We start from the raw sequence: 25054 nt of genomic DNA, 5'->3' as shown, positions 1-25054 counted from the left end.
GGCGTAAAACACAGGGCAAGATTCGAATTTCCCGGTGGATTCAAGCTCCACCCATTTGCATTAGCGTGAGGACTACCACTATGCCAGCGGGCGATCTAAAGGCGCCGATCATTCCACTGTTGATCAATAATACAATTGATCCGGATGCTCTGAGCGGAGGGCCACTTGATACCTATGCCAAATACACTAACCCAGTGCTTGGCGATACTCTTTATCAGAGCTGGCTGGGGCTGGCAGAGGACGGAACACCAGTAGACGTCAAGGACATTCCGATCCCTGTCGACCCGTTAAATGAGGGGCCGTTGGGATTCCAGATGCAGGTCGCCAATCACTTTGTGCAGCGATTGAACAAGGGGCAGGTGTTCTATTCTTTTTTTCTGGACCGCGTCACCGGAGAGGACAGGGAAGAATCCAAGCGGATCCATTTTGGTATCGGCAAATTTGGCCTGTTATCCGGCCCCCAGATAAAAGAGTCCCATGACCTCCAACTGGATCCCGACGCAATTGACGGCAATATGACAATCGCGGTGGTGCCTTTTACCGAGGCGTCCAATGGTGATGTGGTCAGGTTGATCTGGAAGGGCGTGCGTGCTGACTGCAGCGACGGCCCTCCCGTGAACATACCACCCAAAACCTTGAGCGATAGCGATACCGACCCGACCAATAATCCAGGGCAGGTGCTGAGCTGGTTGGTTGCGAGGACCGCCGCCATGGGCGTACGTGGGGGCAAGATCATCCTGCGGTTCGAGATCACCTATGCATCGTCCGGCGCACGGGCTGACACCGTCTCGGCCGAGCGCACGATCCTGGTGACGCCACCTGCCGCTCCTGAGCTTCCCGAGCCGAGTGTCAAGGACCTGGTCGGTGACGAGATTAATCCCGGACTGTTCCCTGACGGTATTATTACGGTAGTTCCGGTCTACGAGGGGATTCGAGTGGGCGACGACGTGCTGGTATACGGCACGCGCACCGGATCGGGCAGTGGGCCGAACAAAAACACCATCCAGCACCTGAAGATCGACATCTCCAACATTGAGCGCGGCAGGATTGAAGTAACGCTCCCGAAGCAGTGGCTGATGGACAACCGTGGTGCTGACGTCAACCTGGGTTACCAGTACGCGCGCGCCGATGCTTCCGGTTCCAGCGCTCTGTTGCAGTTGAAGATACGGGAACCGTTGGTACTGCCTACCCCCACCGTGGATCGCAGTGTCGAGGTGGGCGGGCGCAATGAGTTGAATCCGATTCTGGCCATAAGCGGTGCCTACGTCGCGATTCCTGAAGCCGCCACGATTAATGACGGGGACAAGGTCACGGTCTACTTTAAGGGGGATGGGGAAAGCGGCTCTTTTGAAACACAGGTACCAAGCCAGACCAAACCGTTGAAGTTCAGAGTACCGCCCGAGGTACTACCGCCCAATTTCGGTAAACAGGTTGAAGTGACTTACAGCGTCGGGGGCGAGGACGCCGAGGCACCTTTAAAGCTGTTTATCCGTCACCTCACCAGTCATCCCGGCATCGTCTGCGACAGAGCCCAGATCGGTTCACCGGCCACTTTGAAACTCTCGGATATTCCACCAGAAGGCGCGTTGTTGAGTGTTGACCTCTGGTCGTTCATTTCCACGAAGCAGAAAGTGCGCTTGTGGTTATCGGCCAGCGGTATGACGGACGACCGAGACATTATTGCAGTACGTGATGTCAAGCCTGAAGAAGTAACCGCAGGGGTCCAGGCCCTATTGTGGAAGTCTGACCTGGCCGATATTGCAATCAACAATACATTCACCTTGCGGGTCAGCGTGAGTTTCGATGGTGGGCAATCGACCATTACATTCAATAGACCTCTGGTGCTGAAACTACTGGCTTGATAGCGAGCGAAGTGTGTTATCTATTCTTTGGAGTTGCTGAATCATGAGTCAACTAACATTTGAGCAATTGGCAGCCGAGATGCAAGGTAAATCCCTCACCTATGGTTGGGATGCCTGCGTATCGTACGACCAGCGCGCAGCCAACAAGTTGTTGATGGAGTTGTATACCGAGCGATTCAATACTGCGGAGGGCAATATCGAACCTGCATCAATGGTTGCGTCATGGGGAGACGGTTCCTATCGGGAGCATATACATGATCTTAGACTCCTTGCGCCAAAGTTGTCGTTCGAAAGTTCGGACCCCAGTCTTCCCGCCCGGGCGCCGCTGACCATGGACATGATCGGTGGAATGATCGTCAGTACTAAAAAGTATTCCGGCGGTGCTGCTTTTGTGTCGAAAATGATGAAAGTCCTGCCAATTGGCGGGCCACAGTTATGGATGGATCAGCCAGTGACCAAGGGCGTGGTCACGGGGCCAGGCAAAGTGGAGATTGACCTGAAGAATGCCGATACGTTCAGGGCAAACTTTGTTTTCGGTGACCTTGCCCAGGAAGACGTCGGAAAACGTTTCAAGGAGTACTTTGAGAAAGAAGTACCAGCTGACAAGAAGATATTCCCGCTGGGGTCGCTGGCCGGCGATTTGAATGGAGTGCTAACGCCCAAGAATTTCGAAATAAGGACAATGAAAGCAGACCCCAACGCCGTGCTTGGAGATGAAAGCTACAGCCGCGGCGCGGTGACATTGTTCATCACCTTGAAAGATGGCGAGGACAGCTCCTTTTTCCCTAATGCCAATTCGACGTTTCCGATTCCAGCAGATGGTGACGGTACCGAGTTTACAGGGTCAGTTTTGATTGCCAGTAAGGTTGTGTTTGAGAAACTGATAAAGTCTGCCGTAGAGCAAAGTGTTGGGGAAGGGTTGAGTCTTAAACTGGTACAGCCGGGCAATGATGTTGCTGCGTCGCTAGAGGCAACGGCGGGTGGGGGTAACAAAAAATTCCGTACGCCGGATTATGGATATCTGGGAAATACTGGGACTCCACATGTGACATATACACGTATTGATGAATTTCCCTATCGATTTAAAGTGGATGGGGGTGCGGGAAATGTTTTCAAAGTGGGGTCTGTCAAGGGGGCTTTGAATGTAACTTGGAACAGTGTGATCGGTGGCAAGCATATTACGCCAGGCTTTTTGGATAATTACCAGTACGATTATTCATGTCGTTATGATCTTGGCCTGGAATATACTGCTTTGATTGATTCCGAGGGTGAGATTGAATTAGGTAACAAGAAGACTGTCCTGGATACTAAAAATTGTCAGTTTGCGCATCCAGGGGTCCTTTGGAACCAGAACGGCGAAAGCGCCACCAGAGGAACAATTGCATTTCAAGCCGACTCCATCGTTCGCGACGTACTCAACAGAATTCACATTCCTGGGATTAAAACATGGCTGCTGAGAAATATACTTTTCCCCGGACACAACGCCTTGCAACTTAGCGATGCCGTACTCCCAGGGGATCTGCTGGCATGCGGCAAGATTGATCCGCTTCGCACGACCACGGCGCTGTCTCCGTCGAACTCGACAATAGAGGCGGGCAGTAAACTGCAATTCACCCTGATGCCCAAGCCGGATAACGTTCAGTGGAGCGTAAAGGATGTCGACGGCAATCTTGCCGAACCGGGGGTGATCAGTCCAACCGGCGAATACACGGCGCCAACTGCGGATAAATTGCCTGATGGCTTTGTCACCGTCATTGTGACCGCGCAGGGCACTTTGGATGGAAAACCGGTGAAAAGCTCCGCGTTGGTCTCCGTGCTCCACAGTGCCATCGTGGTGAATCCGATATACGACAGCTGCGACCAGGGTGATACCAAAGTGTTGTCTGCCGAGGCAATGGGAGACGAAGTGTTGGAGTGGAAGATCGTAACCCCGCAATGGGGGTCAACCCTGACGCCGGTGGAAGGTGATCCAACTAAGCGTACGTATAAAGCGGGTGGAAGTGAAGATCTCGCTGTTCCGTTCTCAGTGGACAAAATCGAGATTAAAAAGACCGTTAACGGTGTCGTCACTTCTGCCTTTATCCAAGTTTTGATTCATAACCTGCCGATTGGCACTCCACTCCTGATGACTGAGGAAAGTGACCCGTCGACAGGGGCCATTCAGTTTGAAGTGAGGGGCAAGAATGGTCCGATAGATCCAGGTCTTTTGGTCTGGAAGTTGTTGAGTGGAGAGGGCACATTCAATGATAAAACCGGTGAATATACCGAGCCAAAATCTCCGGCGCCGGGAAGTTTTATTGTCGTGTCGGCAACGCTGGAAGGCCCAATTAGTGGCATTCATGCGGTCGCGGCGGTTCCGCTGCCACTGAGTAAGTACGCCGATCTGATTGAGACCGTCAACCTCACACTTAGCAAAGGTTGATTTTATATAGCGCCAGCCATGTCAACGGATGGTCGGCTCTTTTTTCTGATTTTACGCACGGGAGACAGCTCATGAATTATTCCCTGGATGAACTCACTGACAGGATGCAAGGTAAATCGGTTACTCTTGGCTGGGACGCCCTGGTGTTTATGAATCGCGCCAAGGTCAACAGCCTGTTGGAGCAGCAGTATATTACCCGGTTTAATAGAACAAGTTTTTTGAAACGTATCTTTGGTAAGCCCCTGATGACACCGGACGGTGAGGAATACCTCGATTTGAGCGGGCTGATATTGACCGCGCCGCGGATAGGGTTCCAAAAAGCCTCGTTGCGTAACTCTAGAGTGACGGCGACCATGGATATCGTGTCGGGCACGGTGTCTTATGTGCGCAAGGGCACCAATCAACTCCCCGGAGCTATCTTATACAGCTATGTGGTAAGTGCTCATCAAAAGTATACCGTCACCATGGACATTGACCTGGCGGCCAGTAAAGGCACGGTCAATGAACAAGGCAAGGTGACTCTCGATTTCGGCGACGCGTATAACTGCCGCTGCAACCTGGTAAGCGAAGACAAATCCCAGGAATTGCTGGGGGACTTCTTCAAGGCTCTGTTCCTTGAACAGAAGCCAGAAGACCGCGTTTATATCCTGGGCAAGCTGGACTTGCGCGATGTCGATTTGTTGGCACCGCGCTCATTCATCATCCGCACCATGGCCACCGAAGAAGGAAAGAATCTTGCCTCAGACGATTACGGTGAAGGCGCGGCAGTGCTGTGTGTCCAGACTAAAGGAAATCCGAAGCAGGGGACTGACCCGGCGGAAGGGGCGTTTGATTACTTGATTCCCAATAATCGGGACTCGCAGGGGAAAGCCATTTATTCCGGGTCGTTGGTGTTAGCCAGTCGGGTGGTATTTGATTGGTATTTCCGAGAGGCTTTTCAAACGACTGTGGGAGGGGGTCTGAGATTTGGAAGTTCAGAATCCAATCACTTGGCTTATACACTCTCTGCGGTCGGAGGTGCTTTTGATCTTCCTGCGTTTGAATTTAATTGGCACACTGATGCGTTTCATTCCCACCATTTGCGAAATGACGGACCGCTACAATTCAAAGTGTTTGACTCTGATCCTAAAAAATCATTGCGGGTGATTCCAAATGACGCGTCTTGTCTTGAATTATCCTTAACCGGTCCTAGACTGCTGCCGTTCCATCTTCATGAATGGTATCTGTTTAAGCCAGATGTAAATCTTTATTGGGGGGGGATAGCCAAGGCCGATGTTAAAATAGTTCTGAAGCCAGTGCTTTCGGCGGGATTTAATCGGGTGACATTCGAGCGGATTGGGGAGCCTGTTATTGATTTTGACGGTAATTGGGATCCGGAAGGCCGTATAGATCCTGTGGAATCATGTTATGATGAGGTTCTGAGAAAAAGACTAGATAACATGCTGACTCCTTCATTTCTAAAAGTATTGGAGGTGTTCAAAAAGGTAGATGTCCCCGAAATCAACGCCCTTGCGATCAGCAACCTATTATTCCCCGAACGCAACGCCTTGCAACTGATAGAGGCCCGACTGCCGGGCGACCTGTTCTTGGTCGGACAGATCGACCCGAAAGAAACCACCTTCACCCTCGATCCGCTGACGCCGGTCATCAAGGCCGGGGAGCAACAAACCTTCACTATCCGCCAATTGGGTATCAAGGCGGACAATGTCACCTGGAGCGTGCGCAGCATCGACGGTACCCGTGCCTCGGGCACCATCGACAAAGGCGTATACACGGCACCGGCTGTGCAACTACTTGAAGGCACGGCGGTGCGCAATGTAGTGACTGCAACCTACATCGACCAGGGCACCGGCGATGAGGTGACCGCCTCTGCACTGACCACCGTAGTGCTGGCCGGTGTGGTAGTGACGCCGTCGATGACGCTGATCGACATGAGCGATCGTAAAGCCGTGACGCTCAAGGCCACATCGCTGGGCGCTGGCGTCTTGAAATGGACGCCGAGGGGGAATCTTGGCACCCTGGTTCCCAATGGTAATGAGGCCATCTACACCCCGCCGCAAACGAACCTGCCCGATGGTACCCTGCAAGCGGTACTGGTCGATGTCGAAAACACAACCACTGGCGAAAAAGCCGTCGCCACGGTGCTGTTGCGCCAAGGCAACTTCGCATTGAACATGACGCCTGCGATCCATCCGGGGCTACGTGCGAAAGGCTCTGCACTATTGAAAGCCGCTATCGATCTCAAACCCGAGCAGCTGAAGTGGGAAGTGGTTGCCGGTCAAGGGACCGTTGATCCACTAACAGGGGTCTTCACTGCGCCCGCAACGATCTCGGTACCCTACAGTGTTGTCAAGGTGACTTTAGAGGGCGATTTCTTCGATACGCTTGGCTACAGCATCATTCACCTCTCTGACCATGCCAGGCAGTCGAACTGGTTTGCCCTGGATACATTCGATTTCATCGTGGACCCCTCGCCAACCCGGGTGTGGGCCAACGGTCGGCAACAGGCCAAGGTAACGGTACGGATCAAGCCCGCAAATTATGAAGGCGCACCTGATCCATTGGAGCTATCAGAGGCTGAACTCGCCAGTATTCGCCTGGTCTCGGCCGATGAAAAAAATCCGTTGCCGGAGGTCGGGAAGGATGGTGTGCCTGAAGGTGGCAAATGGTATTTCACGGAAACAGAAAATTTAACTTATGACAAATACCCGATACAGGCACCTGCCGGCCAACTGACAGCGCCCATGCAACCCCGGGAGGCGAAACTATACACCAAGGAATTTTTTGTTCAGTGCCATAAGGTCGAGAACCTGCTGGTCGCAGCAACAATTCGCAGCGATAACTACGAGCATTTCTACTCAAACCCTGGCAAGGACGACGGCGAACATAATCGCAAGGCCCTCAACCTTGTTGCAATTAAACCACCCTCGGGAGGGACGGGGGGGCATACGTTATTCGTGCTCACGGGGCCAATGCGTGTAAAACCGGAGGGCGGTGGCGCAGATGAAGATGTTCTTGTTAGCGATGATTATTACTATTTGAAATTGCAGATTGAAAACAAGGACATTGATATAAAGAAAATTCAGTTCGTCGGCAATAACAGTATGGTCAAGTGGGAAAGCAACACCCAGCTTGAAGATGTTCACAGTATTACGGGGCACGCATTCAGATATGAAGCTGATCCGGACGACCCGAATGACAAGGGGGACCCGAATGCCAAAACATTGCATATTGACACGATTTTGCAGCGTCGATTGCCAGCCCCTATAAGCCCCTTTGTCGATCCGAATAGTCCGCTGCCCAAAGGTCAGGTACTGTTTAGCCTGCACCGCCGTCAATATTGGCAATATGACAAGTATGCGAAGTCTGATTTCGAATCAGCGCTGAATTTGATTGTTTATGATGTTTTTGGCAACAAGCACGAAGTGTATATCGGTTTCGACGGTAATGATCGAAATAAGCTCAAGATCATAGGCGCGTAACTCAAGCGGTTCTGGGTGCAGTCTTCACGGATTGCACCCTTTTATTACTACCAATTTCAGGACGTGAGCCATGTCGACATCCACTTCCATACATTCCAACGCCTTCAACTTCATGAGTTTCATTCAAAACCAGGTCGACCCGCGCACCGGGCAAGCCACCTGCGCCATTTCATTACCCGAACTCAAGGCCAATAATCTCTGTGGCCCGGTAGTTCCCCTGCAGCTGACTTTCAACCCGCTCAATACCGCCGACAGCGGTTTCGGCAATGGGTGGAACTTGCAACTGTCGCAGTTCGACCCCAACAAACGGATATTCTCCTCTTACACCGGTGAAACCTTCAGGGTCGATCCAGGTGCCAATGGCGTAGAAATTCCAGAAAAGAAAATCGACTCCTTTCATTTCCATGACCTGGGGAACAAACGCTATCGCGTCGAACATAAATCCGGGCTGGTGGAGATTCTTCAGGTGCGCCAGGGTGATATCGCGCTGCCGGTGGAAATGCTTTCGCCCCAAGGCCATAGCGTCACGCTCGACTACGTGGCCTTCGGCACCGAGCCACTGTTGAGCAGTATCCGCAATGCCGATGGCACGCAGTTGCTCAGCCTGGTGCGCACCACCAACCTGCTCAAGCTCACGCTGCATCCGGGCAGTGCCTTCGAGGCCGAGTTCCAGGTGAACATTGTCGGTGGCTTGAGCAAAAGCCTTATCCTGCCAACCGTCGACAAAGCCTCCTGGCGCTTCGAGTATGTCACCCGGGACGGCTTCACCTGCCTTGAGCACGTCTACACCCCCACCGGCGGCCATGAGACCGTCACCTATTCGGGGCGCCCGCACTATTTTCCAGGCCAGCCCGGGCGTACCCTGCCGCGGGTGGAAAAGCACGTGCGCGACCCTGGTTTCGGCCAGCCCGCCGTCGAAACCCGCTATGCATACGACGCCAAGGACCACAACTTTCTCGGCTTTGGCAGCGGTGTGTCCTGGACCGATGATGGCCTGGACAACCTCTATAAAGTGCGCTCCCCGTACGACTACGAAACCACCGAAATTCTCTGGGACGCATCGAGCAACAAAAAGGTGCGTGAAACCCGGCGAGTGTTCAACCGCTTTCATCTGTTGACCCTGGAAGAAACCACCCAATACACCACCGATCCGGGGAAAGACCACACCTACCAGAGGACCGACACCGAGTACTACATCGATCCGAACCTGGGCTTCAAGGACCAGAAGCCCTATTGCCAGCTGCCGAAAACCGTGACCCAGACCTGGCGCCACGTCAGCGCCACATTGCCCCGCCATGTGCAGACTGTCACCACCACCTACGACGACTTCGGCAACCTGCTGACCCAGGTCAACGCCGACGGCGTGACCGAAACCAGCGAGTGGTACCAGGCGCAAGGCGAGGTGGGCTGCCCGCCCGACCCGCAGGGGTTTGTGCGCAATATCAAAAGCAAGACCGTGAAGCCGGCTGCCTCCCAATATGGCAAGGCCCCGACCCTGCAGACCCTTTACACCTACACCGCGGAACTGGGACTGACCGGTTCCGGGCCCTGGCTGGCCATGAAGGACGAGACGCTGGGGCAGGTCATCAATGGCCAGAGCCAGGCGCTGCAGGTCACGGCCTACAAATACATCAACACGCCAAACAACCCGTTCGAGCACGGGCGCAAGTTGCAGGACGCCGTGACGCTCAACGGCAAGACCACCACCACCGCCTATACCTACAGAATGGCCCGAAATGCCCGTAGTGGTGAGGCGGTGCTGCACACGGTCAACACCCTGACCGGTTTTGACGGGCAGAAAAAAATCATCAACCTGGAGCATTCCCTGTTCAATGGCGAGCCACTGCTCAACCATGACGACAACAAGGTGGAAATCGCCTACGAGTATGACCTGTTAGGGCGTGTGACCAAGGAAACCGTGGCGCCGGGCACGCCTTACGAGGCCAGCCGTAACTACACCTACTCGCTGGTCAACGCCAATGGTCAGCAGGCGACTCAAACCGCCAGGGACGTCAAGGGTGTTGAAACCATCACTCACCTGGACGGGCACAATCGGGTCATCAAGGAAACACGCCGCGATGCCGATGCCCTGGGCGGCAACCCGCAAGCGTTTCGCGATACCTACAAAGCCACCTACAACCACCTGGAGCAGTTGATCAGCGAGACCGTGATCGACTGGGAAAGGGCCACGGACGTGCCCTTGACCAGCCTGTTCAACTACGACGATTGGGGTGAGCAGCGCAGTGTGATTCGACCCGATGGCGTCGAGGAGCACGAGGTCACAGACCCGATTGGCCGCACCACCACACAATGGCTCGACGGCATGGGCAAAACCGTGACGGTCAACAACCTGTTCGACAAGCCCGACAGTGTTAAACGTATCGACCTGGGCGGGCAGACGATCAGCGAGCATCTCTACCATTACGATGGCATCGGGCGGACCGCCGAGGAATATGATGCCGCCAGCAACTGGACGCGCTATGAGTACGACGCTTTCGACCGGATGACCAGGACGGTTTTGCCCGACAGCAACGAAGTCGAGCGCCAGTACGCCGCGCACAGCAGTGAAGACCTGCCGGTGAAGATCAGCGTCAACGGCAGCGTACTGGGTGAACAGGGCTTCGACGGGCTCGATCGGATGGTCGTGTCGATTACCGGCGGACGTAAAAGTGTCTATAACTTTGATCCGGGGCAAAGCCAGCCGAAAAGCGTCATGCGGCCCAGCGGTGTGGAAACCGGTTACGTCTACCGGCCGGAACTCGGTGAAGACCCGGAGCAGCGGATCGCCGTTGAAAGTACCGCCGTCTATACCTATGACGCTGAAAACGCGCGCCTGCGCAGCACTGAAGAAGTCGACGCAGCGGGCATTAAACATAGCCTTGAACGCCAGTATTTCAGTACCGGTGAGGTGAAATCGGAAAAACGTGAACAGACCGGTGGATCGCCGTACACCATGTTCTACGAATACAGCCGACAGGCCAGGTTGATGAGTTATACCGATGTGCTCGGGCAAATCCAGACCTACGAGTACGACGGGTTTGCCCGGTTGGTGGCCACTGAGCTGGGCAGCACTCGCTCAACGTTCACCTACGACACTGTGGGGCAACTCAAGACGATCGACACCCTCGATGGTACGCAAAGGCTGAAGATCGACCTGGAGTACGATGATTTCGGCCGTGAGACGCTGCGCACATTCGACATGGGCAATCAGGTCGTTCAGACCCTGAGCCAGGCGTACGACGAAGTCGACCGGCTGACAATGCGCTCGTTGATGCAAGGCAATCAGACCCTGCGAGACGAAACCTACGCGTATGACGCACGTGGACGCCTGGTCGACTACAGCTGCACGGGCAGCCAGCGGCCTGAAGACCCCTATGGCAAGGTGATCAAGGGACAAATATTCAGCTTCGATGCGCAAGACAATCTCGACTTCGTGGAAACCACGTTCGAGGGTGGGCGCCACGCGATCTATTTCGAGTACAGCAATCCGCAAGATCCTTGTCAACTGACCGGGCTGAGCAATGTATTGACTCCACCCAGGCCTGGCGACCCGCTCTATCCGCCGAGAATCGACTTCAATTATGACGCCGAAGGTAATCTGCTGCAGGACGAAGTCGGGCGTATTTTGGCCTATGACAGCCTGGGGCGTCTGATCAGCGTCAGCGCCTTGGCCGGTGGAACGGAAAGTGACTATCACTATGACTCGCTGGACACGCTGAGCGGCAGCATTGTTGGCGGCAGTCACGAACAGCGTTTTTACCAGAACGGTGAACTGGCCAACCAGATCGAGGGTGCCAACAGCAGTACTTTCGTACGGGCCGAAGGAAATGTGCTCGCCGAGCACCAGGCAGGTGCTGGCCCAAAGTCCCTACTGCTGGCCAGTGATGACAAGAACAGTGTGCTGTGTGAGGTCGGGCGGGGTTTGACGAATGGCATTGCTTATTCCGCGTATGGGCACAGCAGTTCAGAGCAGCCGGTGAGCGCACGGTTGGGTTACAACGGCGAGCTTCGGGAAACGTCAACCGGTTGGTATTTGCTGGGTAATGGGTATCGTGTGTTCAATAGGCTGTTGATGCGGTTTCATAGTCCGGATAGTTGGAGTCCGTTTGGGGAGGGTTGGATTAATTCTTACACTTATTGCGAGGGAGATCCGATATCTAATTCGGACCGTGACGGGCATTCGGTAGTGGGGCGGATTCTGCGTTTGTTCAGATCTACTACTAAGACCGTGGACGCGGAAAATATGCCCGCGGCGCTTTTGATAAACTCTAAGGCGCGCCCGGCAACCGTTCGGCCTATCCAGACCAAACACGTAAGGCAGTTGAATAAAGCCACCAAATTACAAAAATTGAAATATAACGAATTAATGGCAGAAACTGAGAAAATGGCTCGGGATTCAGACTTTGTAAAGGCTTATGAAAAACAACATAAGGTGAGCTTTGTAAAGGAGGTAACTTCGTGGCGTAACGCTGCAGGCAAAGCTGTTAATAATGCCCGAGACGTGCAGAAATGGGCGAATAATAATATTGGCATGCCTGGTATAACCCGAGAGGCTGAAAGCGTGCTAAAAGCTGATGCATTGCAGTACGATAAAATTGCAGCAATGAACAGTAATTTAAGAAGCTCTAACTTTGATAATTGGCAGCAAAATCAAATGTATCAAGATAATCAGCAAAGGGCTAGGAACATAGGTAAACCTAAAGGTGTGAGGAATCGCTTGGGTATTGATAATCAGAGATAGATACTGTGCCAGACGAACTGGATGGTGACGCAGGGTGCAAAGCACCATTCAGTTTTTTATCGCACACTACGTACACTTAGCGGATTTACAGCTCGCGAGAATCGAGTCTCATCCCAACCCACTCACCCGCGCAAACTCCACCAACCCACCGTCATGGCCAAGTCCCAACTTGTCCATGGCGGTTCTTTTTTGCCTGCTGATGGTTTTTTCACTGCGATTCAACTGCGCGGCAATCTGCCGGCCGGACAACCCCTGGACGAACAACCGCACCACCTCCATTTCTCGTTCCGAAAGATTCGCCGTCGCGTCGGAACGACAGTGGGGCAGGGACCGGGCCTCGAGAATCCGGGCAAAAGAAGGGCTGAGATAGCGACGCCCCTTGGTCACACTGTTTACGGCCTGTTTCAGTTCACTCAACGGGCTGCGCTTGTCGAACAGGCCACACGCACCGTGATTGAGCAAGGCCTGCAGCAGGGAAGGGTTGCGCAACATGGTCATCACGATGAGCGGTATGTGGCCGAAGTGACGGTTCAGGTAACCCATCAATGCCAGGCCATCGGGAAAGCGCCCGTAGGGCATCGAATAATCGCTGATCAGGATGTCGCAGGGTGTGACGTCCAGGTGATAGATCAGCTCATCGGCGTTGAGCGCTTCAGCGACCACGGAAAACGGCGATCCGGGCGATGCGGTCAAGGCCGTCCTGGCACCTATCAACACTACCGGATGGTCATCGGCAAGAATGATGCGCTGGCTCATGAAGCCGCGCCCCGGTCGGCAACACCAGCGCGATGCAGGTGCATCGCAGCAGGCATTGGCCGGCCACGGGTCAGGGCAGATGAATCAGGCCTTGCTCCAGCGCCTTGACCACAGCGCTCCAGCGCGAGCTCACACCGAATTTTCGGCGGATGTTGCAGAAGTGGTAGTTCACCCCGGCTTCGGTGCATTCGACGATCTGGCCGATTTCCCAGGAGGATTTGCCGGCAGCGCTCCACTGCAAGACTTCTCTTTCCCTGTTGGTGAGTGTGATCGGCTTGGGTTGTGCGGGTTCTGGTGGCTGGAAACTGACCTGGGCTGACGATGACCGTGTTGGAGCTGGGTTGGAACGGTACATGACGGACTCTCCCAATTATCATCAATGATGGCGTGGGCACGGCAGAATCTTCCTACTTCATAAAGGCATGGTTCATGCGGCCTGCCTTCAGACACCTGATTCAGGGCTGTCGGCATGGTCCAGTTATATCGAAAGCAGACGACTTTGGAACCTGACAGAAATTACAGGTAGGCGACTTTAATGACGAAATGCCGATATGGCTGTCAGCTATCGCACCGTCTGGTGTAGGTATTTTCTACGCGATGCGCCGGTGCAACCTTTTGAACAATAAAATCCCGATTGAAGGGGATTCGAACGCCAGGGTGGCGCGCTTCGCGATTTGAGATAGGGTTGTGTCAGGAACTCGCGCGACTGGAGAAATACATGCGCTATTCAGGCTTGACCCAACGCATCGCCGGTGAAGGCGCCGCGGCCTGGCAGATTCATGACCGCGCACTGGAAATGCGCGCACAGGGCGTCGACATATTGCTGCTGTCGGTCGGCGACCCGGATTTCGATACACCCAAGCCCATCGTTCAGGCGGCCATCGACAGCTTGCTGGCCGGCGACACCCACTATTCGTCAGCGCGTGGCAGTCGGGCCTTGCGCGACAGCATTGCCCGGCGACATCGACGTCGAAGCGGTCAGGTGGTGGACGCCGACCATGTGATCGTGATGCCCGGGGCGCAAAACGCGGTGTATTCGGTCGCGCAGTGCGTGCTCGATCCGGGCGACGAAGTGATAGTCGCCGAACCGATGTACGTGACCTATGAAGGGGTGTTCGGTGCGTGTGGGGCGAAGGTGGTGCCGGTGCCGGTGCGTCCGGAGAACGGTTTTCGGGTCGATCCGGCGGACGTGGCGGCCCGGATTACCCCCAAAACCCGCGCGCTGTTGCTCAACAGCCCGAACAATCCTTCCGGCGCCAGTCTGTCGCTGATGATCTGGCAGGAGCTGGCGTTGCTGTGTATTCGGCATGACCTGTGGCTGATCAGCGACGAGGTCTACAGCGATCTGCTGTACGAGGGCGAACACATCAGCCCGGCCAGCCTGCCGGGCATGGCCGAGCGTACGGCGACCATCAACAGCCTGTCCAAATCCCATGCCATGACCGGCTGGCGAGTGGGCTGGGTGATCGGGCCAAAAACCTTGAATGACCATCTGGAGCATCTGTCGTTGTGCATGCTGTTCGGCATTCCGGAGTTCGTGCAAAAGGCCGCGCAACTGGCGCTGGATGAAGACCTGCCGGAGGTGGCGTCGATGCGCGAAGAGTATCGCCAGCGCCGCGACCTGGTGTGTGCGAGCCTCAGGCATTGTCCGGGTATCCGTCCGATCAGGCCGGATGGCGGGATGTTCGTGATGGTCGACGTGCGCCAGACCGGGCTGACCGCCCAGCATTTCGCCGAGCGGCTGCTGGAGGGGTATGGGGTGTCGGTGCTGGCGGGGGAGGCGTTTGGGCCGAGTGCGGCGGGGCATATCCGCATTGGGCTGGTGGTGGATCAGCGCAAATTGGCGGATGCGTGTCGGCGGATTGCGCTGTGTGCGATGGATCTTCTGGAAGCGCGGCGGGCCTGAGAAACTTGCAGTGTTTGTGCCGGCCTCATCGCCAGCAGGCTAGCTCCCACAGGAGATTTGTGAACGGCACAGATCCAATGTGGGAGCCAGCCTGCCGGCGATAGCTATGGGATTCGCAGTGTTTGTGCCGGCCTCATCGCCAGCAGGCTAGCTCCCACAGGAGATTTGTGAACGGCACAGATCCAATGTGGGAGCCAGCCTGCTGGCGATAGCTATCTGACAAACACCCAATCCCTCAAGCCTTCCACGCCCGCACATTCACCAGATTGGCCGGCCGTTCACCCGCCAACGCCGCCAGCAGATTATCCACCGCACACCGGGCCATGGCCTCCCGTGTCTCATGGGTCGCCGAACCCATGTGCGGCGTCGCCACCACGTTGTTCATCTGCAACAACGGCGAGTCAAGGTTCAGCGGTTCACGCTCGAACACATCCAGCCCGGCCCCACGAATCTGTCCCGTGCGCAACGCCTCGATCAGTGCCGCTTCGTCGACCACCTTGCCCCGGGAAATGTTGATGAAGATGGTTTCGGGACGCATCAGGGCAAATTGCTCTGCGCCGATCAGGCCTTCGGTTTCAGCGGTCAGCGGCAAGGTCAAACAAACAAAATCGGCCTGCTGCAACAGCTCCGACAGGCTGCGGTACTGTGCATTGAAACGCTGCTCCACCGCCGGTTTCGGCGAGTGGCTGTGGTAGATCACCGGCATGCCGAAACCGAAGTGCCCACGCTGGGCCAGCGCTTCACCGATGCGCCCCATGCCGATGATGCCCAGGGTCTTGCCATGCACATCGCTGCCGAAATGCGCGGGGCCGATGTTGCGGGTCCATTGCCCGGCGCGCACCAGGTTCGCCAGTTCCACCACGCGCCGGGCACTGGCCAGGATCAGGGCGAAACCGGTGTCGGCGGTGGTTTCGGTGAGCACGTCGGGGGTGTTGCTGAGCAGGATCCGGCGGTCGGTCAGGTAGTCGATGTCGTAGTTGTCGACCCCCACCGAGACGCTGGCGATGGCCTCCAGGTTTGGCGCCAGGTCCAGCAGTCCGGCGTCCAGTTTCAGGCTGGCCCCCAGCAAGCCGTGCGCGTGGGGCAGGGCCTCGCGCAGACGGGCCAGGCCTTCGTCGTCGAGGCTTTCGATCAGCGTCACCTCGGCCTGCTCGTGCAAGCGGGCCATCAGCAGCGGCGAGAGTTTCTTGTACAGAACAACCTGCTTTTTCATAGTCGTCATCCAGTCAGGAATGGGCGGCGGTACGGGTCACAGCGACCGGGGGACGCTCCCGGTCACTGGCGCCGGGTTTGAGGAACATCGTCAGCACCACCGAGAACATCAGCGCGCCGCTCATCAACAGGTAGGATGCGCCGGGCGAACCAGTGGAGCTGTTCAGGTAGCCGACCAGGTAGGAGCCGCCGAACGAACCGAGCGCGCCCATGCTGTTGATCAACGCCATCGCGCCGCCGGCCACGTTGGCCGGGAGGATCTCCGGAATGATCGCGAAGAACGGCCCGTAAGGGGCGTACATGCAGGCACCGGCAATCACCAGCAAGGTGTAGGACCACCAGAAATGTTCGGCGCCCAGGGCGTAGGATGCATAGAACGCGATCGAGGCGATCAACAGTGGTGGCCAGACGAAGCGTTTGCGTTTTTGCAGTTTGTCCGAGCCCCAGGACACCAGCAGCATGCCAATCACCGCCGCCAGATAAGGCAGCGCCGACAGCCAGCCGGCCTCGACCATGTCCATCTGTGCGCCGGCCTTGAGGATCGACGGCAGCCACAGCACGAAGCCATAGACGCCGATGCTCCAGCAGAAGAACTGCAGGGCGAGGATGATCACTTTCGGCGAACGGAAGGCTTCGGCGTAGTTTTTTACCGCCTTGATGCCGACCTGTTCGGCAGCCAGGGCGCTTTCCAGGTCCTGTTTTTCCTGGTCGTTGAGCCACTTGGCCTGGGCCGGACGATCATCGGCCAGGCGCCACCAGATAAACGCCCAGAGCACCGCCGGCAAGCCTTCGACGATGAACATCCAGCGCCAGCTGTAATGCTGCACCAGATAGCCCGAGACCACCGACATCCACAGCATGGTCACCGGGTTGCCGAGGATCAGGAAGGTGTTGGCCCGCGAGCGTTCGGCGCGGGTGAACCAGTGGCACAGGTAGATCAGCATCGCCGGCATGACGGCAGCTTCGACCACGCCGAGCATGAAGCGGATGACGATCAGCCAGTAGGCGTTGGAGACGATCCCGGTCAGGGTCGCGAGGCTGCCCCAGAGGATCAGGCTGACGAAGATCAGTTTCTTCACGCTGTGTTTCTGCGCGTAGATTGCCCCCGGTACCTGGAAGAAAAAGTAACCGAGGAAGAACAGCGCGCCGAGCATCGATGACAGGCCCGGGGTGATCATCAGGTCCGCGGCCATGCCGGACGCGGCGGCGAAGCCGTAGTTGGCGCGGTCCAGGTACGCCAGGCTGTAGGTGATGAACACGATGGGCATGATGTACCACCAGCGGCGGGTGGCGAGGGTTGCGGTTTTCATGGTGATGCTCCTGAGCTTGTTGTTTTTGTCGCAGCAGGTGTTAGATCTTCAATGACTGTGCCGGCCTCATCGCCAGCAGGCTGGCTCCCACAGGTTTTGTGGGAGCCAGCCTGCTGGCGATGACGGCCTCGAATTCAACGGACATCTCGGCTCGGGTCGGCAACCCCTCCATATCCCCACGACTCTGCACCGCCCGGCTGCCAATCCAGTTGGCGCGCTGCACGGCGTCGGCAAAGCTGTGGTTTTCCAGGAGGGCGCTGATCATGCCGACGGCAAAACCATCGCCGGCACCGACGGTGTCGACCACCGTTTGCACCGGCACGCCGGCGACGAATCCTTGATCCAGGTGTGTGCGGTAATAAGCACCGTGCGGGCCGAGTTTGATCGCCACGGCTTCGGCGCCCTGGCCTAAGTAGAACGCGGCAATGTCGGCCGGGTCTTCGAAACCGGTGAGCAAGCGACCTTCGCTTAGTCCCGGCAGCACCCAATGGGCGAGGGCAGCGAGGCGGTTGATCTCAGTGATCATCTTTTGCTCGCTGGCCCACAGGCTTGGGCGCAGGTTCGGGTCGAACGACACGCTGCGCCCGGCCTGGCGCATGCGGGTCATCAGTTCGAAGGACATCTGCCGCGCGGTTTCAGAGAGCGCCGGGGGAATGCCGGTGGCGTGCAGGTGCCGGGCTTTGAGCAGGTCGGGCACGATCGAGTGCACCGACAGGTGACTGGCCGCCGAACCACGGCGGAAATATTCGACCGCAGGATCGCTGCCATCGTCGGTGCGCGACTTGAGCTGGAAACCGGTGGGGTGCGCGGGGTCGATGTCGACGTGGCGGCAATCCAGGCCTTCCTGTTCCAGCGTGTCGATCACGAAGCGACCCAAGGAGTCGGCACCCACCCGGCTCAACCAGGCCACCTTGAACCCCAGGCGCGACAAGCCGATGGCGACGTTGCTGTCGGCACCGGCGATGCGTTTGTGAAACGCGCCGACGCTGGCCAGGTCGCCTGCCTGCTCGGCGACGAACATCGCCATGGTTTCGCCGAACGACAGGATATCGATCTCAGACATGGGCGTTCTCCAGCTGCGCGTGGCCCAGGTGGGCGAGGGCGGCGACGTGTTCAGTGGTCAGTTGCACCAGGTCGTTACCTTGCAGCGGATACTCCGCGGCTCGCATAACCCCTTGGGCCATGTGCCGCAGCAGCTGTTCCCACTGATGCAGGTCGCTGGCGGCGGGTGGGATGGCGACCAGTTTGCCGTCGGCGCGGCGGGTCACCGCCTTGCAGTGCACATATCCGACGTGGCGGCCGAGCAGGCGCGCGGCGCTGGCAGGCGACTGGTCCTGCCAGTGCCAGTTGCCGATGTCGAAGGTCATCTGGATGGGCAGGCTGTGTTGCTCGACTTCAGCAAAAAAACGCTGGAACGGCTCGATGCGACCGCCCTGCAGGGTCTGGTCGTTCTCGACCAGCAGATGCACCGGGCTCTGCGCGAGTGTGCGGTTCAGGGCCGCAAGGTCACAGTTGTCGGTAAAGTAACCAAGGGACACCTTCAGCCATTTGGCCCCGAATGCCTGGGCGCGTTGCAGCGCGGTGACCAGCTCGGGATTGGGTTTCGACTGGCCGGCCAGCCACAGTTCCATGGGTGAGGAATAGACGCTTTCAAGGCCCGCGGCTTGAGTGGCGTTGGCCAGTTGAGCGGGGTCTTCAGCGGTCAGCAATTCTTCGCGCCATTCGATGCGCGAGGCGCCGGCGGCGGCCAGTACGTCGATGAAACTGCCTTGACCGCGCTGGCGTACCAGATCGGCGCCGTAGCTGGAGAGGCTGATGGAAACGGCAGGTTTGTTCATTGTTTTTTTACCTCTGAAACCGGTTTCATTTTTGTTCAAAAAAAATGGCGATCTTTAAGGCCTCTTCGCTGGCAAGCCAACTCTCTGTAGGAGCTGGCTTGCCAGCGAAGGGGCCCGTCCAATCACCGGAAAACTCCAAGGGTCGACCCCCTCTCAATCAACCGCGCCGAAAAATCCAGCGTCCGCAGCGGCCCGTCATCCCCACGCAGCCGCTTGAGCAAACACTCAAACGCACTCGCGCCAATCTCGCTGGTCGGCTGGGCGAGGGCAGTGATGCCGCTGCCCACCAACGGATACCAATCCAGGTCATCAAGGGCGATCAGCCCCACGTCCTCAAACAGATTGCAATTGAGTTCACGCAAGGAATAGGTACTGGCCAGCGCGGCGATCCCGTTCGCGCAAAACAGCGCTTTCGGGCCAGGGCCGGGCGTATCGAGGAAGGTTTTCAGATTTGCCGTCAGCTCGCTGCCGGTTTCGATGTTTGTCCCGCGAAGCGCGGGCCGCTGCTCGATCTGCGCCTTGAAGCTGGCGACCCGCTCGATTCGCGAACTGGTGCCGTCAAACGGCTCGCTCACCAGCAGCACGTCACGGTAGCCGCGTTCTTCAAGGTGGGCGAGGGCCATTGCGACGGCCGCCGGGTTGTCCAACCCGACCCTATCGCTCTCAAGGTGCTCGACCTTGCGGTCCACCAACACCAGGGGCATCTCCCGGTGCAGTTCGTGCAACGCGTCGCGGTGATGGCCGAGGGTATTTACGATCAGGCCTTCGATGTTGTACGAGCGCAGCAGGGCCAGATGCTGGCGTTCCTGCTCGTCGTCGCGGTCGGTGTTGCACACCACCAGGCTGTAGCCGTGCTGACGGCAGGCGGTTTCCACGCCGTGCATCACGGCAATCGAATAGGGGTTGCGGATATCGGCCACCAGCATGCCGATCAGGCGGGTACGCCCGCGCTTCAAGCCGCGGGCCATCTGGTTCGGGCGATAGCCCAGCTCGGCGATGGCCTGTTCGATGCGCTGGGCGATGGCATCGGAGAGCAGTGCGCGATCGTCGCCGATGAACCGTGAAACGCTGGCCTTGGAGACCTTGGCGTGTTCGGCCACGTCGAGCATGGTCACGCGGCTGCGCTGGGCGGCGGAGAAATCGTTCACGGTCTGCAACCTTTTTATTGGATTTATATGGTAAAGCGTCTGGCGCTGAAACCGGTTTCAGAAGACACCAAAAACCACTGCGTCGTCAAGTATTCGATGCGTTGGGGAATGATAAAGATCGACAAATGGAGGTCAGGCCAACACGCTCAGCCAGGTTGAACCCAGCAGCAACAGGGCCATGCAGCGGTTGAAGCGCTGCATGGCCCGGGGTGAACGCAGCCATCGTGTGGAGCCCGCGCCGAGCAGCGCCCAGACGCCGAGGCAAGGCAGGGAAATCAGAAAGAACACCAGCGACAGATACAGCACATGAACCAGGCGCTGTTCGCCAGCCCCGGCAAACACGCTGACCACCGCCAGCGCCATTATCCAGGTTTTCGGATTGATCAATTGCAGGCTGGCGGCACCGAACATGCCCAGGCGGCGCTCGGTTTTCTGCGCGCTGATGGCGACGGTCGGGGCTCGGAATATCTGCCAGGCCAGGTAACTCAGCCACGTCACACCGGCCCACTGCATGACCGTTTGCAGGGCGGGCCAGGCGGCCAGCGACGAACCTGCACTGGTGCCCACCAGCAGCACCATGGTCGCGGCCCCGGCGCAGGCGCCGAATATGATCGGCACGGCGGCCGCCAAGCCATATCGGGCACTGTTGCTCAACACCAGGATGTTGGTGGGGCCAGGGGTAATCGAGGCGACAAGGGCAAACAACAGGAAGGGCAGTAACGTCGGGAAAGAGGGCAGCATCGCAGGCAAACTCCGGTGAAGATCATTGAATTCGATCTTCACAAAGCGGCGTCTATCTGTCTGGAAGATTTGAGCAACGCTTGCGGTACAGCGCTGGTGTAATGCCGTAGGCACGCACGAACCAGCGGCCCAGATGGCTCTGGTCGGCAAAACCCAAGGTCATCGCCACCACCGCAGGTTGCTCACCACGGGCCAGCATTCGCCGCGCCGTGGCCAAACGTAATTGCACCAGATACGCATGGGGCGCGATGCCATAAGCCGCCTTGAAGGCGCGGGTCAGGCGGAAGCGGTCGACCCCGGTAACGGCGGCCAACTGGTCGAGGCCGATGTCATATTGCGCGTTGGCGTGCAGGTATTCTCGAGCCTTCTGCGCCACTTGGGGCAGGCGCGGGTCTTCGCCATGGCGAGTGCGCCAGTGCAAATGGCTGGTCAAGCGTTCGAGCAGGGCGTCGAGGGTGGTCTGGCGAACGATCTTCAATTCGCCGCGGTGCAGGGTTTCAAACGCGAGGCTGGTCGCATGGGCCAGGCGCGGGTCGGTTGCGAGGGTATTGGCGAAGCTCAACTCGGCATTTTGCGGGGCATTGTCGAACACCGCCGCGAGTTCGCGCCGCAACCAGTGCGGGTCGAGGTACAACATGCGATAGGTGAAACCGTCGGCGGTCGGCGCATCGCCGTCATGAATGTCGCCCGGCTCGAGTAAAAACACCTTGCCCGGTGTGCTCTGGTGCTTCGTGCGGCGGCAATTGAATTGCTGAACCCCTTGCTCGGTCACGCCCACCAGGTAGCTGTCATGCCAATGCGGATCGTAGGCGTGGCCCTGGAAATGCGCGCGCAGGGTCTCGATGCCGGTGTCGGCATCCTGGGCCAGGTCGATCCAGTTGTGGGCGGTCATGTTGCACCTGTGGGACGGATTGCCAGCGTATTTAACGCCTGCGTCGAGGGTGATGGCTAGAACGTTTGTGCAGAAACATTTCCACCCTTGGGCCATAGCACAAACAGGCTGCAACGCCACTAACCGTTCTGATAGCTGTTTTTCAAAGAGGTCGGGCTTTAGTCTCAGGCCATGGAGCTATTTGAGCAGAAGGGCAGGTCATGAATCTTTTGCTACCGCAGAAACCCGGTAATCTCCAGTTCTCTTCGATAACCTCGGATTCGATGAATGTCGCGTGGTCCTACACCACGCCATTCAACCGATTTGAAGTTGCCTATGGGCGTGATGATCAATGGCCGAACCCTATCGATAAAAAACATACGACGACTCGAAGCTTGCGCATTACAGGGTTGCAGCCGGAAACCAAATACTTCATCCAGGTACGCGCGGAAGACGGGACCGGCCTCTCGCCAGAATCGGAAGGTATCGCAACCACAAAGGCCGGCATCGCAAAGCCTGTTGCCCCGACCGGATTCAGTGCCAGGCCGACGAAAGACTCAGTGGCATTGACCTGGCAAAAGTCCACGCTTGCCTCAGGTTATCGAGTGAGTTACGGCTTGCTCCCCAATGGTCCGGTGATCAATACAATCCCCGCCACTGTCGAGGCCTGCACGGTCAGCGGGTTACGCTCAGGGACCGCCTATTATTTTGATCTGGTGGCGTTCAACGCGGCGGGTGATTCGCCGTCGGTACGAACAACGGCAACCACGCTGGCGGTGCCTGCAGCCCCGACCAATCTGCATGCAACGCCCGCCATTGCGTCGATGGTCCTGGCATGGTCGCCTTCGGCGGGGGCTATTGAATATGTCATCCGCTATGGAATCGAGCCAAACGGTCCTGCCCAGACGAAAAGTTCGGTGCAACCGAGCTTTGAGCTGACCGGGCTGACTAAAAATACGCTGTACTTTGTCGAGGTCAGTGCAGTCAACGCCAACGGCGAGTCCTCGCCTGCGCGGATCACCGAAAAAACACTGGATGGACCTGCCATTCCTTCAAAGCCAGGGACTTTGCATACGCTGGTCACCTTCGATCAGGTTCGCGTCACTTGGGGCCCGCCCCAGTCCCCGCATTATGAACTCGCTTATGGTCTTGTGGATAAATACCCCGAGGTGATTGGCAGGCAAACAACCGCGAATCTCACTGACACCCTCAAGTATCTGGCGCCTGCTACGCGATATTTCATCGAGGTTCGAGGCTTTAACGCCAGTGGCTTCTCGGAGCCCTCCAGTGCCGAAGTCACCATCGGGCCGGACCAGACGCAACCGCGCGGCCTGCACAATCCGGGCAGAACATTTTCCGAGGCATGGTTGAAGTGGGAAAGACCGGAAGATCTCTCCTATTTTATCGATTACGAAATCACCTGCCCAGGGCGTGAACCTGTACGAACCACTGCGCTGGAACACATCTTCACGGACTTGATCCCCGAAAAGGCCTATACGTTCAAGCTCCAGCCACGCAGGATCGAAGGTCCCGCTCCGGCGTTGCCTGTGTCGATTCAGGTAGTGACCCATGACCGAGTGCCCCCCACCAAACCGCGGGAATTGAAACTCATTGCATCAACACCAGGTAACGCAACACTGAACTGGAGTGCCCCTGAAGACAATGTGGGCGTGACAGGTTATCAAGTTCGCCGCAACGACGGGGCTTGGGCCGCTGTGAGCGGAACCAGCCATCCTGTCACTGGTTTGATAGAGGGTGCCGTCGAAAGATTTGAAGTGCGCGCCAGAGACGCGGCTGGAAATTGGTCTGTTTCGGCTGACGTGTCTACCAGGAAAAAAGTCGCGCCTGGTGCTCCCCGAAACTTCCGTTATTCAACATCGGTGTTGTTATCCATACTGAGATGGGATGCCCCGATAGATGGGATGGATGTAATCGATTATCGAATCATATTGACCGGACCACAGGGACGCGATCTTCATTACACCGCAGACGGCACGATGTTGACGCCGCTCCTGCTTGCAAACACCCGCTATGACGTGCGGATTACAGCGCGAAATGCTGTTGGGGAATCGCTGCCGTTAATCGCTGAGATGACGACTAAATGAGGCAACATCAGCCAAACAAGCCCGCGGCGATATTGATAGAAAAACCCAATATTGCGGTGTTGAACAAAAAGCCGATCAACGACTGCGCCAGAACAATCTTGCGCATATCTCGAGTCGCCACACCGACATCCGCAGTCTGCACTGCCACGCCGATGGTGAACGAGAAATACAGGAAGTCCCAGTAGTTGGGCGTCGTCAGGCCTTCGGCAAATCGCAGCGCCGGGTCCTTGCCTTCCCAGGTATAGAACAGGCGTGCGTAGTGCAGGCTGAAGATCACCCCGATCAGCAGCCAGGAACCGGTGACGGTCAACGCGGTAAACCCGTAGTGCAGCAACTTGCGCGTGGTTTCCAGGTCTTTGCTGCCGGCCAGTTCGAAGGCGATGGTGGCAAGGCTCGCAATCGCGGCGATGCTGACCACCAGCAGCACCAGCCCGGCGTTTTCGTCTTCGATCTCGGCAATGCGCCGCACGTCTTCCGCTTTACTGCGCGCGGCGAGCCAGATCATCAGGAGCAGATAAGTCCAGACCCCGGCATTCCAGCCAAAGAGTATCTTGCTGATGATCGAATCGGCCGGCGCCAGAATGCCCACCGCGATGCCGAAGGTAGTGGCGGCCGACAGGCGAGGGTGGGTGTGGGTGAGGTAGGGCATGAAGGCATACT

General features: G+C 57.1%; 16 protein-coding genes. 6 read left to right on the top strand and 10 right to left on the bottom strand.

Annotation, left to right across the window (positions count from 1 at the left end):
- The first annotated feature begins 80 nt into the window (after window positions 1-80).
- The 4 genes from NPS56_RS25015 to NPS56_RS25000 all read left to right on the top strand — a co-directional run bounded on the left by NPS56_RS25015 (window position 81) and on the right by NPS56_RS25000 (window position 12507).
- Window positions 81-1862 (top strand): hypothetical protein, encoded by a 1782-nt coding sequence (locus NPS56_RS25015; protein ID WP_274077126.1) that lies wholly within the window; start codon window positions 81-83, stop codon window positions 1860-1862.
- Between the two features lie 43 nt (window positions 1863-1905).
- Window positions 1906-4284, top strand: a complete 2379-nt coding sequence (locus NPS56_RS25010) for a hypothetical protein (protein WP_274077125.1) — start codon at window positions 1906-1908, stop codon at window positions 4282-4284.
- Window positions 4285-4355: 71 nt separating this feature from the next.
- On the top strand, window positions 4356-7766 hold the full coding sequence (locus NPS56_RS25005; RefSeq protein WP_274077124.1) for a hypothetical protein: 3411 nt from the start codon (window positions 4356-4358) through the stop codon (window positions 7764-7766).
- Between the two features lie 70 nt (window positions 7767-7836).
- Window positions 7837-12507 (top strand): RHS repeat-associated core domain-containing protein, encoded by a 4671-nt coding sequence (locus NPS56_RS25000; protein ID WP_274077123.1) that lies wholly within the window; start codon window positions 7837-7839, stop codon window positions 12505-12507.
- Between the two features lie 108 nt (window positions 12508-12615).
- Here NPS56_RS25000 and NPS56_RS24995 read toward each other — a convergent pair whose 3' ends face one another.
- Together NPS56_RS24995 and NPS56_RS24990 are read right to left on the bottom strand one after the other, a co-directional pair.
- Window positions 12616-13263 (bottom strand): response regulator transcription factor, encoded by a 648-nt coding sequence (locus NPS56_RS24995; protein ID WP_274077122.1) that lies wholly within the window; start codon window positions 13261-13263, stop codon window positions 12616-12618.
- Between the two features lie 70 nt (window positions 13264-13333).
- Complete coding sequence (locus NPS56_RS24990) at window positions 13334-13618, bottom strand: helix-turn-helix transcriptional regulator (protein WP_274077121.1); 285 nt, start codon at window positions 13616-13618, stop codon at window positions 13334-13336.
- Window positions 13619-13981: 363 nt separating this feature from the next.
- On the opposite strand from NPS56_RS24990, the gene NPS56_RS24985 reads away from it, so the two are divergent.
- On the top strand, window positions 13982-15169 hold the full coding sequence (locus tag NPS56_RS24985; RefSeq protein WP_274077120.1) for a pyridoxal phosphate-dependent aminotransferase: 1188 nt from the start codon (window positions 13982-13984) through the stop codon (window positions 15167-15169).
- A 235-nt stretch (window positions 15170-15404) separates the two neighbouring features.
- Here NPS56_RS24985 and NPS56_RS24980 read toward each other — a convergent pair whose 3' ends face one another.
- The 7 genes from NPS56_RS24980 to NPS56_RS24950 form a co-directional block, all read right to left on the bottom strand.
- Window positions 15405-16382, bottom strand: a complete 978-nt coding sequence (locus tag NPS56_RS24980) for a 2-hydroxyacid dehydrogenase (RefSeq protein ID WP_274077119.1) — start codon at window positions 16380-16382, stop codon at window positions 15405-15407.
- Between the two features lie 13 nt (window positions 16383-16395).
- Entirely contained in the window at window positions 16396-17691 is a 1296-nt protein-coding gene (locus NPS56_RS24975; RefSeq protein WP_274077118.1) for an MFS transporter, read from the bottom strand.
- A 40-nt stretch (window positions 17692-17731) separates the two neighbouring features.
- Window positions 17732-18754: a sugar kinase gene (locus NPS56_RS24970; protein WP_274077117.1), complete on the bottom strand. Its 1023-nt coding sequence runs from the start codon at window positions 18752-18754 to the stop codon at window positions 17732-17734.
- Window positions 18747-19529, bottom strand: a complete 783-nt coding sequence (locus NPS56_RS24965; RefSeq protein ID WP_274077116.1) for a sugar phosphate isomerase/epimerase family protein — start codon at window positions 19527-19529, stop codon at window positions 18747-18749. The genes NPS56_RS24970 and NPS56_RS24965 overlap by 8 nt, the downstream gene beginning before the upstream one ends.
- A gap of 122 nt (window positions 19530-19651) precedes the next feature.
- On the bottom strand, window positions 19652-20677 hold the full coding sequence (locus NPS56_RS24960; RefSeq protein ID WP_274077115.1) for a LacI family DNA-binding transcriptional regulator: 1026 nt from the start codon (window positions 20675-20677) through the stop codon (window positions 19652-19654).
- Window positions 20678-20809: 132 nt separating this feature from the next.
- A complete protein-coding gene (locus NPS56_RS24955; RefSeq protein ID WP_274077114.1) occupies window positions 20810-21418 on the bottom strand; it encodes a LysE family translocator in 609 nt (202 codons plus the stop codon).
- Between the two features lie 52 nt (window positions 21419-21470).
- Window positions 21471-22310 carry an AraC family transcriptional regulator gene (locus tag NPS56_RS24950; RefSeq protein WP_274077113.1) on the bottom strand — a complete coding sequence of 280 codons (840 nt, stop codon included), beginning with the start codon at window positions 22308-22310 and terminating at the stop codon, window positions 21471-21473.
- Between the two features lie 200 nt (window positions 22311-22510).
- Here NPS56_RS24950 and NPS56_RS24945 point away from each other — a divergent pair, with 200 nt between their 5' ends.
- The gene (locus NPS56_RS24945; protein ID WP_274077112.1) at window positions 22511-24394 is read left to right on the top strand and encodes a fibronectin type III domain-containing protein; all 1884 of its coding nucleotides are present in this window, start codon (window positions 22511-22513) and stop codon (window positions 24392-24394) included.
- A 7-nt stretch (window positions 24395-24401) separates the two neighbouring features.
- Here NPS56_RS24945 and NPS56_RS24940 read toward each other — a convergent pair whose 3' ends face one another.
- Window positions 24402-25043: a DUF1345 domain-containing protein gene (locus tag NPS56_RS24940; protein WP_274077111.1), complete on the bottom strand. Its 642-nt coding sequence runs from the start codon at window positions 25041-25043 to the stop codon at window positions 24402-24404.
- Between the last annotated feature and the right edge of the window lie 11 nt (window positions 25044-25054).

Origin of the sequence: Pseudomonas putida, assembly GCF_028682635.1 — a bacterium.
Lineage (GTDB): Bacteria > Pseudomonadota > Gammaproteobacteria > Pseudomonadales > Pseudomonadaceae > Aquipseudomonas > Aquipseudomonas putida_AE.
The sequence above is the reverse complement of the archived record's forward strand: the minus strand, read 5'-3'. Positions and strand labels throughout refer to the sequence as shown.